Origin of the sequence: Marinomonas maritima, from assembly GCF_024435075.2 — a bacterium.
Taxonomy (GTDB): Bacteria; Pseudomonadota; Gammaproteobacteria; order Pseudomonadales; family Marinomonadaceae; genus Marinomonas; species Marinomonas maritima.
Genome location: NZ_JAMZEG020000001.1, coordinates 971,808 through 984,409 on the forward strand (window position 1 = coordinate 971,808; position 12,602 = coordinate 984,409).

General features: G+C 44.7%; 13 protein-coding genes. 11 read left to right on the forward strand and 2 right to left on the reverse strand.

Translation table 11 applies throughout. The features are described 5' to 3' along the window. Positions 1 to 292: 292 nt before the first annotated feature. The 4 genes from M3I01_RS04670 to M3I01_RS04685 are packed head-to-tail and all read left to right on the forward strand — an operon-like array spanning position 293 to position 3,204. Positions 293 to 1,069, forward strand: coding sequence for a DeoR/GlpR family DNA-binding transcription regulator (locus M3I01_RS04670; protein WP_176334794.1), 777 nt, complete (start codon positions 293 to 295; stop codon positions 1,067 to 1,069). Beyond that, positions 1,066 to 1,845, forward strand: coding sequence for a triose-phosphate isomerase (locus M3I01_RS04675; protein WP_255894427.1), 780 nt, complete (start codon positions 1,066 to 1,068; stop codon positions 1,843 to 1,845). The genes M3I01_RS04670 and M3I01_RS04675 overlap by 4 nt, the downstream gene beginning before the upstream one ends. A gap of 19 nt (positions 1,846 to 1,864) precedes the next feature. Further along, the gene (derI, locus tag M3I01_RS04680) at positions 1,865 to 2,326 is read left to right on the forward strand and encodes a D-erythrulose-4-phosphate isomerase (protein ID WP_176334796.1); all 462 of its coding nucleotides are present in this window, start codon (positions 1,865 to 1,867) and stop codon (positions 2,324 to 2,326) included. Positions 2,327 to 2,358: 32 nt separating this feature from the next. Further along, positions 2,359 to 3,204 (forward strand): inositol monophosphatase family protein, encoded by an 846-nt coding sequence (locus M3I01_RS04685; protein WP_255894428.1) that lies wholly within the window; start codon positions 2,359 to 2,361, stop codon positions 3,202 to 3,204. 9 nt (positions 3,205 to 3,213) lie between these two features. Here the strand turns inward: M3I01_RS04685 and paaX are convergent, their stop codons facing one another. Next, positions 3,214 to 4,137 (reverse strand): phenylacetic acid degradation operon negative regulatory protein PaaX, encoded by a 924-nt coding sequence (gene paaX, locus M3I01_RS04690; protein ID WP_255894429.1) that lies wholly within the window; start codon positions 4,135 to 4,137, stop codon positions 3,214 to 3,216. Between the two features lie 119 nt (positions 4,138 to 4,256). Next, a complete protein-coding gene (locus M3I01_RS04695) occupies positions 4,257 to 4,844 on the reverse strand; it encodes a phenylacetic acid degradation protein PaaY (RefSeq protein ID WP_275564941.1) in 588 nt (195 codons plus the stop codon). Between the two features lie 357 nt (positions 4,845 to 5,201). Between M3I01_RS04695 and paaF the strand changes: the two genes are divergently transcribed. The 7 genes from paaF (at position 5,202) to paaA (ending at position 12,595) form a co-directional block, all read left to right on the forward strand. After that, a complete protein-coding gene (gene paaF, locus M3I01_RS04700; RefSeq protein WP_255894805.1) occupies positions 5,202 to 5,987 on the forward strand; it encodes a 2,3-dehydroadipyl-CoA hydratase PaaF in 786 nt (261 codons plus the stop codon). A 43-nt stretch (positions 5,988 to 6,030) separates the two neighbouring features. Further along, positions 6,031 to 6,822 carry a 2-(1,2-epoxy-1,2-dihydrophenyl)acetyl-CoA isomerase PaaG gene (gene paaG, locus M3I01_RS04705; protein ID WP_255894430.1) on the forward strand — a complete coding sequence of 264 codons (792 nt, stop codon included), beginning with the start codon at positions 6,031 to 6,033 and terminating at the stop codon, positions 6,820 to 6,822. 2 nt (positions 6,823 to 6,824) lie between these two features. Then, positions 6,825 to 8,366 (forward strand): 3-hydroxyacyl-CoA dehydrogenase PaaH, encoded by a 1,542-nt coding sequence (gene paaH, locus M3I01_RS04710; RefSeq protein WP_255894431.1) that lies wholly within the window; start codon positions 6,825 to 6,827, stop codon positions 8,364 to 8,366. Then, positions 8,353 to 8,814, forward strand: coding sequence for a hydroxyphenylacetyl-CoA thioesterase PaaI (paaI, locus tag M3I01_RS04715; RefSeq protein ID WP_255894432.1), 462 nt, complete (start codon positions 8,353 to 8,355; stop codon positions 8,812 to 8,814). Before paaH ends, paaI begins: the two co-directional genes overlap by 14 nt. Then, a complete protein-coding gene (pcaF, locus tag M3I01_RS04720) occupies positions 8,807 to 10,021 on the forward strand; it encodes a 3-oxoadipyl-CoA thiolase (RefSeq protein WP_275564942.1) in 1,215 nt (404 codons plus the stop codon). The genes paaI and pcaF overlap by 8 nt, the downstream gene beginning before the upstream one ends. Before the next feature lie 84 nt (positions 10,022 to 10,105). After that, a complete protein-coding gene (gene paaK, locus M3I01_RS04725) occupies positions 10,106 to 11,425 on the forward strand; it encodes a phenylacetate--CoA ligase PaaK (protein WP_255894433.1) in 1,320 nt (439 codons plus the stop codon). A 177-nt stretch (positions 11,426 to 11,602) separates the two neighbouring features. Beyond that, positions 11,603 to 12,595: a 1,2-phenylacetyl-CoA epoxidase subunit PaaA gene (gene paaA / locus M3I01_RS04730; RefSeq protein ID WP_255894435.1), complete on the forward strand. Its 993-nt coding sequence runs from the start codon at positions 11,603 to 11,605 to the stop codon at positions 12,593 to 12,595. The last annotated feature ends 7 nt before the right edge of the window (positions 12,596 to 12,602 follow it).

Genomic DNA, 12,602 nt, shown 5'->3' on the forward strand with positions numbered 1-12,602 from the left:
GATTTTTTTGTGATTTTTAACATTCAGGTCGACTTTAATCGCACTTTTTTCTAATGCCTTTCTTAATTTCCCAGTCAAAAATCCATTTTATACATGTTATTCTGCTCTTTATGTGTGTGAGAAAGGTTATTTTTCGCATTTTTTTGTGATTTAAGTTTAGTTTGTCTCGTTATTATTGTGTTTATAACACCTAAAATAACAAAATAAAGTTAATTATGTTAAATATAACTTTTAAAATGTTATTTTTGGGTTTATAACATACTCAAGAGATTTGCTATCGAAGTGAGTGTTTATGAAGCGTGATGAACGTAGACAGCAAATTGTCGATCTCCTTGTCGAGAGTGGTGTGGTTGATCTTGAAGAGTTAGCAATGCGTTTTGCTGTTTCTAAGATGACGATTCACCGAGATCTTGATGAACTTGAAGCCGCTGGTTTACTACGAAAAGTACGAGGCGGTGCCACTATTGAAGCGGGAATGCAATTTGAAAGTGATTTCAGATTACGTGAGCGTCAAGGTAGTGAAGGTAAAGAGCGTATGGCGTTAGAAGCGCTGGAGCTGGTTGAGCCGGGGATGACTGTAATGGTTAACGATGGTTCTATGGCCGCGGTGTTGGGTAAGATGCTTTCCCGTAAAAAACCGCTGACGGTCATTACCAATAATGCGTCTATTTTAGAGGTATTGAAGTTCGAAAAAGGGATCGACCTTATTGCACTTGGTGGAATGTACTCTTCTAAGTTTAATGGTTACTTCGGTGTATTGACGGAACAAAACTTAACCAGTTTGCGGGCGGATATTGCTTTCTTGTCGAGCCCTGCGGTATCGGGAAACCAAGTGTTTCATATGGATGCCGATGTGATTCGAGTGAAGAAGGCCATGCTAAATACCGCGGTTAAGAGCTGTTTGTTAGTCAATCACACACGGTTTGATCGTGTTGCACTTCATGTGTTGGCAAGTCTCGATGATTTTGACTGGGTCATCACCGACCAAGTTCCAGAGCCAAACGTTCAACAGCAGTTGGTGGACGCTGGCATTCAGTTAACTATTGCGAGACCACTGGAAAATACATGACGAGTAAAAAACAGTTTTGGGTTGGTACAAGTTGGAAAATGAATAAAACATTGGCAGAAGCTCAAGCGTTTGCGGCCGCGTTACAGGTCGACGATGCGAACGCAAATACTAATATTCACCGATTTGTTATTCCTGCATTTACGTGTGTACGTGAAGTAAAAGAAATGCTTCGGGATACGTCCGTGAAGGTGGGGGCTCAAAACATGCATTGGGCAGAACAGGGGGCTTGGACAGGAGAGGTGTCTCCACTCATGCTAAATGACTGCCAGCTCGATATCGTTGAACTGGGTCACTCTGAACGACGTGAGTACTTTGGTGAAACGAATGAGACTGTTGGTCGTAAGGTCGAGTCTGCAATTCGTCATGGTTTAATTCCTCTTATCTGTATTGGTGAAACACTGGCTGATAAAGAAAGTGGTCAGGCGGCGTCTGTTTTGGCAAAAGAGGTGTGTGGTGCGCTGGAATTTTTGAGCGATGACCAAAAAGGTGCCTCTATTTTGTTTGCTTATGAACCAGTTTGGGCAATAGGTGAGCGAGGGGTACCGGCCTCTTCTGAGTATGCCGACGCAAGGCAAGCTGACATTCTGGATGTTGCTGAAAAGATATTGGGACGCAAGGTTCCTTGTTTATACGGCGGCTCGGTGAACCCTAATAACTGTGAAGAACTCATAGCCTGCGAACACATTGATGGTTTATTTATTGGTCGATCCGCTTGGAACGTTGATGGATATATCGATATTTTAAACAAATGTGCTGCAGTCGTTCGAACGCAATAATAGAACCGAGGATAACATCATGAAAATTGCAATTGCTGGAGACAGTGCTGGCGAAGGTCTAGCGAAAATTTTAGCGGATCATTTAAAAGATCGTTACGATGTGGAGGAAATTTCTCGTACTGATTCTGGAGAAGCTGAGCCTTTTTATGCCAACTTATCTGATCGTGTTGCCAATGCTGTGTTAGATGGAAAATACGATCGTGCCATTTTATGTTGTGGCACTGGTATTGGTGTCTGCATCGCAGCAAGTAAGGTGCCAGGTATTCGGGCTGCACTCACACATGACACTTATTCGGCTGAGCGCGCTGCACTTTCTAACAATGCGCAAATTATTACGATGGGAGCGCGAGTGATTGGGCAAGAGTTAGCGAAATCCATTGCCGATGCATTTTTGGCGCAAGTGTTCGATGAAAACGGTCGCTCTGCGGATAATGTTAAAGCAATCAATTCTATTGATGAGAAATACCACGCTCGTCCGTAATTCATAGATTTAGATTATAAGTTGGAGGTGCTGTGTTAACTCATAAACAGAAGTCAGAAATGGTGGACATTGTTCGAAACGTTGCTAAAACCGAGATTTTACCTAGGTTTAGAAGACTTTCAGACGGTGATGTATCAACCAAAACAAGCTTCGATGATCTTGTCACTGAAGCCGATGTTGCCTCTGAGAAAGCATTAACGCAGCGCTTTCAAGCCTTATTGCCTCAGGCGATTATTATTGGTGAAGAGGCTGTATCGGAAGATGAATCCGTACTGGATCAAATAGATACGAACGAGTTGGTGGTTATTATTGACCCTATCGATGGTACATGGAATTTTGCTCATGGATTATCCACGTTTGGTGTATTAATTGCGGCCATTTTCCAAGGTGAAACAGTTTATGGCTTGTTGTACGATCCTTTAAATGATGATTGGATTGAAACGGGTTTAGGTGAAGGTACTTGGTATGTTAGACCTGACCAGCCACCACAACGTTTATTGCTTAGTGGTCAGCCTGTAGATGATAATCTAGTGGGTTTTTTTTCGCCCTTTTTGTTTGCTGATTCTGCTATACGTAAACGCGTTGCTATACAGCAAGTTAGTTATGCGCGATCTTCTAGTCTACGTTGTTGCTGTCATGAATATCGAACAATGGTGCAGAACGGCGTTGATTTCTTTATTAGCCCTAAACCAAAGGTGTGGGACCATGCCGCAGGGATTCTTGCTTATCAGGAGTCGGGTGGCTATGTCTGTATGCTGGATGGAAGTCCTTATAAGCCGACTGTTCGTAAAGGTGTGATTATTGCGGGACGAACAGAGGCGATTCAAGATCGCATCATTAAAGATTTTCAATTTATTGATTTAAACATCCCTGTTTAATATCTGAAATTAATTCAGCCCACCAAATCGTTGATAAAAAGATTGTGATGCTTCGGGAAGTGGGCCATCGGCAGATTCTAGATTTTTCCCTAGCCATTGCTCTGCGGCTGGGGTGATTTTTCGGTAAATGTTTCGACACAGTTGTCGAGCAGCTCGGCCTTCCCAGTCTCCAGGTAAAAGTTCTTCTGGTAGCTGCGGATCTCTCAACAGTAGTTTTCTGTATTCATGGATTAACAACGTGCGAGTCAGAAAGCTGGATTCAGCATCGATGTTGCCTTTTTCATCAAGCTCTTGCCATATGGGGCGAAACAAATCGATGAATTCTTGGTAGTGAGCGCCAAGCTTATCAAGTTCCCAGCACTCTCGCACAAGCATTCGAATTTGTTTTCCTGCCAGTTCTTCTTGTTGATGTGTTTTGAATACAATGACTTTGCTTTGTAAGTTCGATGACGCCAAAACGGTATTCACGTCACTTAAATTGGCGCTTGGACTGCCGATAAGTTGTCCTGTTAACACGCCAAAGCCTTGCCAGTTTAGGTTCTCTAATAGTTGCTTTCTTTCATCTGTAGATAGCTGTTGCGTCATGATTAAGCACCAAGAGCCATCCCATACGGCTTGGTTGGCGCTGTATACGCGTCGAAACGCTTGTTCAAACTTGCGTCGACCAGAGCCTGTTAAGCTGTAATAGCTTTTTCTTCCCACTTTGTCGCTGGTTAGCCAGCCATCTTGTGTTAAACGAAAGATGGTCGTTCTCATTAACCGCTCGTTAATTCCCATCGGCTCAAGCAGTTTGATTAAACTACCTAACCAAACGGTTCCACCATGTGGCTCAATCGTATCGCCATATAAGGTGATGACCAGAGAGGAAGCTCGAATGGGTTTTTGGCTTTGAAAGCGAGTGATTAATGTGTCTAAAGTATTAAGTTTATTCATTATTAACTGGTGGTCCAGTGTGAGTTAGCCGAGCGGTTATTCTCTTAAACCTGTTCGGCTTAGTAAAGAAGAATAGTCTTAAAACGCTAGACTAACTGGGTTTCTGTACTTGAGTGTATTTAGCTTTTTGGCTGATGTGACCGACTCTGAAGGGTTGGTCTATTTTGTTCTATGGCATTTAATGGAATGCATTCAATCATGGATGTTAGGCATCTTTTTGACAGTTCTATGTATTCTTGTGTGCCCGTTTGTTTCCATTTTAGTTCGTCATCGGTTACCGATCGAACAATTTTTCCCGGTACACCCATCACCAAAGATCTAGGCGGACAAGTAAACTGGTTTTTTACAAAGGAAGAGGCAGCGACTATCGAACCTGCGCCTATTTCAGCGTAATCCATAATAACACTGTTCATACCGATTAAAGCATCTTCACCAATGATGCAGCCATGCAAAACAGCACCATGACCAATATGGCCATGTTTACGAATAATGGTGTGGCTATCAGAAAAGCCATGAACCACACAGTTGTCTTGGATGTTTGATTCTTCTTCCATGGTAATGCGCCCAAAATCCCCTCTTAAGCAGGCTCCTGGACCAACATAACAGCCTTCTCCAATGATCACGTCGCCAATCAGCGTCGCGGTTGGGTGAACGTATGCACTAGGGTGTACGACAGGCGTAACACCATCTATTTTGTAGTAAGGCATGTTTTTTCCTTTTTTATTTGGTTCTTTATTTACTTAATTTTAGATTATTTTGTGTCGATATGTTTTAAATTATTTCGTTTTTTTACGTTAAAATTGAAAATTATCAAGATTTGTTTTTGATTTAATGAATTTAAAATCATTATTTTTAGATTTAAGTATTTGATTTGTAAATATATTTACCTTTTCTTGGTTGGTTTTATTTGATTGTTTAACTAAAGGGATACGTAAAAAATTAAATTTATTATTGTTTTGTATCTAATTATGGTTCATCTTTATATTAAGTGAAACGTGATTGAGCTCACTAGAGTGTGTTTGGCTGAGCGAATTAATAACAATAAGATCGAGTGTTTGAATCAAATGACAAATAAAAACTATCAATCATTGATTGTGCATCAGGCGGAGAGTGGGGTTCAGTTGGTACAGTTGAACCGTCCAGAAGCATTGAATGCACTAACGACAGGGCTATTGGCAGAATTATCCGATGTCATGGATGTGGCTGAGGCGTCGGACGATATTCGAGTTTTGGTTCTTACTGGAAGCTCGAAAGCGTTTGCCGCGGGAGCTGACATCAACGAAATGGCAGAACGTGATCTCGTTGATATGCTAAATGATCCTCGTCAGCAATATTGGCAGCGTATCACTCGCTTCTCTAAACCGGTGATTGCGGCCGTTAATGGCTACTGTCTTGGTGGTGGGTGTGAGTTGGCCATGCATGCAGACATTTTAATAGCAGGTCGCGATGCGCAATTTGGCCAACCCGAAATCAATCTAGGTATTATGCCGGGAGCAGGCGGAACCCAACGTCTGTTACGAGCGGTTGGTAAATCTCTCACCATGCAAATGGTGCTCACCGGTCAACCTATCAATGCCCAGCAGGCAAAAAATGCTGGTCTCATCAGTGAAATAACCCAACCCGAATTGACGATTACGAGAGCCTTGGCTTTGGCGAAAGTCATTGCGAGTAAAGGCAGTCTTGCCGTGCGCTTAGCAAAAGAATCCATTCTAAAAGGCATGGATACTGATTTGGCAACAGGCCTGCGTTTTGAGCGCCATGCTTTTACCGTGTTGGCAGGTACCGAAGATAGGAAAGAAGGAATTCTGGCGTTTAAAGAAAAACGTCAACCAAACTTTTCTGGTCGCTAATTTTTTGGGTGTTATTTTTCAATTCTTAGAGAGGCAATAGTAAATGAGCTTCGAACATATTCTATATACGGTTGATTCTGGTGTTGCATTATTGAGTTTAAATCGCCCCAAAGCGCTTAATAGCTTTAATGAGGCTATGCACCTTGAAGTGCAGCAAGCACTAAAATCCGCTCTAAAAGACAAGCAGGTTAGGGTGCTGGTTTTAACGGCTGAGGGACGAGGCTTCTGTGCTGGACAAGACTTGTCTGATCGAAATGTTGATCCTAGTGCTGCGTCACCTGATCTGGGTATTTCAATTGAGCGTTTTTATAACCCGCTGATTAAGCAATTGCAGGCTTTTCCAATGCCAGTGATATGTGCAGTTAATGGTGTGGCGGCAGGTGCTGGGGCGAATATTCCTTTGGCGTGCGACCTGGTTATAGCTGCGCGTTCTGCCAAGTTTATTCAGGCTTTTTGCAAAATTGGTTTGATACCTGATTCAGGTGGAACCTGGTTTTTACCGCGCTTGATCGGTATGGCAAGAGCCAAAGAGTTGGCGCTGCTGGGAGAGCCATTGATGGCGGAAAAAGCGCTGGAATGGGGAATGATTTATAAAGTCGTAGACGATGAAGATTTACGCGAAGAGGCCATGTCTTTGGCGCGTCGTCTGGCCACTCAGCCGACCAAAGGTTTGTCTTTTGTTAAGCGCGCACTCAATCAAAGTTTTGATCATGATTTTAATACTCAACTCGATGTTGAGCGTGATTTGCAGCGTATGGCGGGTCAGACGCAGGATTACCGTGAAGGCGTAAAAGCCTTTATGGAGAAACGTACGCCAGAATTTAAGGGAGAATAATCATGCCTGCCTTGAAACAAAGTGCGGTTGTTGGGGTGATTGGTGCCGGTGCGATGGGCGCGGGAATTGCTCAAGTAGCTGCCCAGGCGGGTCATCAAGTTAAGCTGTATGACAATCGAGAAGGGGTTGCTCAATCTGCTATCGATCTAATGACGAAGCAGATGGCGAAGTTGGTAGAGCGTAAAAAATTCACTTCAGAACAAGTACAGCAAACATTGGCTCGATTGCATGTGGCAGATTCGCTGAACGATTTGGCGGATACTGGATTGGTAGTGGAGGCTATTGTCGAAAATATCGACATCAAGAAAAGCATTTTTGACACCTTGGAATTGGTTTGCGCTGCAGACTGTATTTTAGCCAGTAATACCTCCTCTATTTCTATTACCCGTTTAGCGGCGGGAATGAAGCACCCAGAACGTATGGTTGGCATGCATTTCTTTAATCCGGCACCCATTATGAAACTGGTTGAAGTGGTGTCTGGTTTGGCAACGGATTCTAATGTGGCAACCTGCCTTTATGAAACAGCATTAAATTGGGGTAAGAAGCCAGTTTATGCGGCGTCTACGCCGGGTTTTATTGTCAATCGAGTGGCGCGTCCTTTTTACGCGGAAAGCTTCCGCTTACGACAAGAGCAAGTGGCCGACTGTGCGACTCTGGATGCTTTGTTAAGGGGCGCTGGTGGCTTTCGAATGGGCGCTTTCGAGTTGACGGACATGATAGGTCACGATGTGAACTATGCCGTCACCTGTTCCGTGTTCGATGCTTATTATGGCGATTTCCGTTTTCAACCGTCTTTGATTCAAAAAGACTTGGTGGATGCTGGCTATTTAGGGCGGAAAACCGGCCAAGGTTTTTATTCATACCAAGAAGGGGCTGAAAAGCCAGAGGCGCAAGTCGTCTCTGTTTCATCGTCGAATCATGCTAGTCGTATTAAGTGCGAAGCTTCTGAGGAAATGGGTCATCTTGCAGGATTGCTTGAACGTTTGTCTCAGGCGGGTGTTCAGATAACACGCGTTTCTGGGATGGCCAAAGGTTGTCTGAAAGTTGGCGGTGCTTTACTTGCATTGACCGATGGACGTATGGCGTGTCAACGAGCCAAAGATGAACAGTTGAGCGATCTTGTTTTGGTGGATTTGGCGTTGGATTATCGGAGCGCAACGCATATTGCCTTGAGTCGTTCCGCATCGACATCCGAAGAGGCGTTTAATGATGTTGTTCAGTGTTTTGATTTGGCCGGCATTAAGGTAAGTGAAGTCACGGACTCACCCGCATTGGTGGTGATGCGAACGGTCGCCATGTTGGCGAACGAAGCAGCCGATGCGGTTTTACAAGGCGTCGCATCCGCAGAAGGCGTTGATACGGCCATGTATTTTGGCCTGAATTACCCCAAAGGTCCATTGGCGTGGGCAGATTCTATAGGCGTTACCGAGATAGAAGCGGTGTTGCGTAACTTGCAGCAGTCCTATGGTGAGGACCGCTATCGTCCTTCTTTATTAATGCGTCGAATCGCTGTGTTAGAGGGAAATTTCCATGGCCAAGCTTAATGAAGAACAAGTGAAAGTGCAGCTTGCTGAGCGTTGCGCGCAAGCTTTGTACGAGCGAGATGTCGCCACTCAGCATTTAGGTATCGAGTTACTATTTTCTGCACCGGGTCAGTCTAAGGTTCGCATGACAGTGCAGGACTTTATGTTGCAAGGGCATAAAACGTGTCACGGCGGTTATATGTTTACTTTGGCAGATTCTGCTTTTGCGTTTGCTTGTAATACCTACAACCAGCCGACCGTTGCGCTGGGTTGTTCTATTGATTACGTCGCACCTGCTTATCAAGGTGATGTGCTTACCGCAAGTTGCTGTGAAAAAAGTCGTGGTGGACGCACAGGAAACTACGATGTCGAGATTTATAACCAACAAGATCAATTGATCGCCATATTTCACGGTAAATCTTATCGAATTAAAGGCGAGATTCTTTCACAGGAGAACGTAAATGACTGATGCTCTTATTATTGATGCTATCCGTACGCCGATTGGGCGTTACGGTGGTGCGCTTTCTAAAGTCAGGGCAGACGATTTGGGTGCTATTCCAATTAAATCTCTAATGGATCGAAACCCGACGGTTGATTGGTCAAAAGTAGATGATGTCTTGTATGGCTGTGCGAACCAAGCAGGTGAAGACAATCGTAATGTGGCTCGAATGTCTTCTTTGCTTTCAGGGCTTCCACACAGTGTTCCCGGCTCGACGATCAATCGTTTGTGTGGTTCTGGTATGGATGCGGTTGGCTTGGCAGCCAGAACCATTCGTGCGGGTGAAGCGGGTTTGATGATTGCCGGTGGAGTTGAGTCTATGTCACGGGCGCCCTTTGTGCTGGGGAAAGCGGATCAAGCTTTCTCTCGTCAAGCGGACATGTACGACACGACGATCGGTTGGCGCTTTGTTAACAAGTTGATGGCAGATCAATACGGTACGCATTCTATGCCTGAAACCGCTGAAAACGTGGCGGAAGAGTTTAATATTTCCCGCGCAGATCAAGATTTATTCGCTTTGCGCAGTCAGCAAAAAACCGCGGTCGCTCAAGAAAATGGGCGTTTAGAAAAAGAGATTATCCCCGTTGTGATTCCGCAACGTAAAGGTGATCCAATCGTTGTCAGTCAGGATGAGCATCCTCGTGCAGACAGCAGTTTGGAAGCCTTGTCGAATCTTGCTACGCCTTTTCGTCGCGATGGCAAAGGGTCGGTGACAGCAGGTAATGCGTCTGGTGTTAACGACGGCGCTTGTGCCTTGTTATTGGCAAGCGAAGAAGCCGCATCAACTTATGGTTTAAAAGCACGTGGTCGAGTGTTGGGTATGGCGGCGGCAGGAGTTGAGCCTCGTATTATGGGCATTGGTCCCGCTCCAGCGTCTAAGAAGGTACTTGAGCAAGTGGGTCTGACCTTAGATGACATGGATGTTATTGAGTTAAATGAAGCCTTTGCATCGCAAGGGTTGGCGGTGTTGCGAGAGCTTGGCTTGGCGGATGACGATGCCCGCGTTAACCCTAATGGTGGCGCTATTGCGTTAGGTCATCCATTGGGAATGAGTGGTGCGCGGCTTATTACGACGGCGCTAAATGAGTTGGAAAGTAAAAATAAGCGTTATGCCTTGTGCACCATGTGTATTGGCGTTGGGCAGGGGATTGCGATGGTAATTGAGCGACTTAATTAACTTATCAATCAAAATAATAAAGGCTGCATTGCGAGAACTAATGCAGTCATGAATTCTAAAAATAATAACAGAGAGAGCGCAACAATGGATATTCGTAGTCGGTTTAATCCAGATCAACTTGATCCAATGGAAACAGCCAGTATTGATGAGTTGCGGGCGCATCAGTTAGAGCGTTTGCAGTGGACTGTTCGTCACGCTTATAACAATGTTCCTATGTATAAACAGCGTTTTGACCAGCTGGGTTTGCATCCTGACGACATTAAATCGTTGGATGACATTGCAAAATTACCTTTCACGACAAAGTCAGACCTACGAGATAATTATCCCTACGGTATGTTTGCAACGCCGATGAATCAAGTGGTTCGCCTTCATGCATCAAGCGGTACAACCGGTAAGCCGACGGTGGTGGGTTACACGCAAAATGACATCGATAATTGGGCCAATATAGTGGCTCGTTCGATTCGTGCTGCGGGCGGGCGTAAAGGCGATATGTTGCACAATGCCTATGGTTACGGCCTGTTTACTGGCGGCTTGGGTGCGCATTATGGCGCCGAGCGTCTTGGTTGTACGGTTATTCCTATGTCTGGTGGGCAGACAGAAAAACAAGTGCGTCTGATTCAGGATTTCCAGCCTGACATTATTATGGTGACGCCCTCTTATATGTTGAATTTACTAGACGAAATGGAAAAGCAAGGTATCGATCCGCTTGGGCTCAAACTGCGCTTGGGAATTTTTGGGGCGGAGCCATGGACTCAAGAATTACGTCGCTCAGTAGAAGAGCGTGCCGGTATTCGGGCGATGGATATTTATGGCTTATCTGAAATTATGGGGCCGGGCGTGGCGATGGAGTGCGCAGAAAGCCAAGATGGCCCAACCGTATGGGAAGACCATTTTTATCCTGAAATTGTCGATCCGAATACGGGTGAGGTGTTGCCAGATGGTGAGATGGGGGAATTGGTATTTACCAGCTTAAGCAAAGAAGCTTTGCCAATGATTCGTTACCGTACGCGGGATTTAACTCGCCTGTTGCCGGGAACCGCTCGCCGTATGCGCCGCATTGATAAAATTACTGGCCGTAGCGACGACATGATGATTATTCGTGGTGTGAACGTCTTTCCCACGCAAATTGAAGAAGAAGTGATTAAAGTAAATCACTTTTCAGAAAGCTATGAAATACATCTGTATCGTAAAGGTAATATGGATGGTATGGATGTGCATGTTGAGCTGCGTCCTGACTGTGCGGGTTTTGATGAGCAAAAAATCAATAGTGCCATTAATGAATTGCGTCACCATGTGAAGTCGTCTGTAGGGATCAGTATTAACGTTAAGCTTAGAGAAATAGGCAGTATAGCTCGTTCAGAGGGTAAGGCTAAGCATGTTTACGATGAGAGAATTTCTGTTTAATTAATGTCTCCATTTGATAAAGAGTAGCCTCTTATTTTAAGAGGCTAGGGTTTTTGTTGTCAAAAAACCAAAGAATTAAGTGATACACAAATATAAAAATTGACTTGAATTTATGTATCATTAGTCTATTCTATTATTAATAAAATGACTTATTTCTACGATATTGGAGATGTTCTCATGTACGCACAACAAGTTGAAACAGGGGCGAAAACCGTAAAACCCTTAGCTGAAATGGGGCCAGAAGAAAAAGCGTTTCAGGAAAAAATTGATGCCGAGATTAAGATCGAGGCTAAAAACTGGATGCCAGATAGCTACCGTAAAACGTTGATCCGTCAAATTTCCCAGCATGCGCATTCTGAAATTGTGGGTATGTTGCCAGAAGGCAATTGGGTGACCCGCGCGCCTACCTTGAAACGCAAGTTACAACTGATGGCTAAAATTCAGGATGAAGCGGGACATGGTTTGTATTTGTATAGCGCGATGGAAACGCTTGGAGCGGATCGTGATGAAGAAATTGAAAAACTTCATTCCGGCCGTGCTAAGTATTCGAGTATTTTTAACTACCCAACACTTAATTGGGCCGATATGGGCGCTGTGGGTTGGTTGGTCGATGGCGCTGCGATTGTCAATCAGGTCCCCCTTCAGCGTACTTCGTACGGCCCTTATTCCCGTGCCATGATCCGAGTATGCAAAGAAGAAAGCTTTCATCAACGTCAAGGCTACGAAATCCTTTTGCACATGATGCGCCATGGCATCCAAGCACAAAAAGACATGGTGCAAGATGCGATTAATCGCTTGTGGTGGCCATCTTTAATGATGTTTGGCCCAAGTGATGCGGAATCGCCTAACTCTGCGCAATCACTGGCTTGGAAAATCAAACGCCATACCAACGACGAACTGCGTCAACGCTTTATCGACCAAACCATTCCGCAACTAGAGCTATTGGGCTGCACCGTTCCAGACCCTGATTTGAAATGGAATGAAGAGCGTGGTCACTACGATTTTGGTGAGATTCAGTGGGAAGAATTCTACGAGGTTCTCAAAGGCAATGGCCCTTGTAATCGTGAGCGATTGGAAACGCGCCGAAATGCCATTCAAGACGGCGCTTGGGTCCGTGAAGCGGCGGTAGCTCATGCAAACAAAAAACAAAAACAACAGGCTGCTGCCTAACTAATTT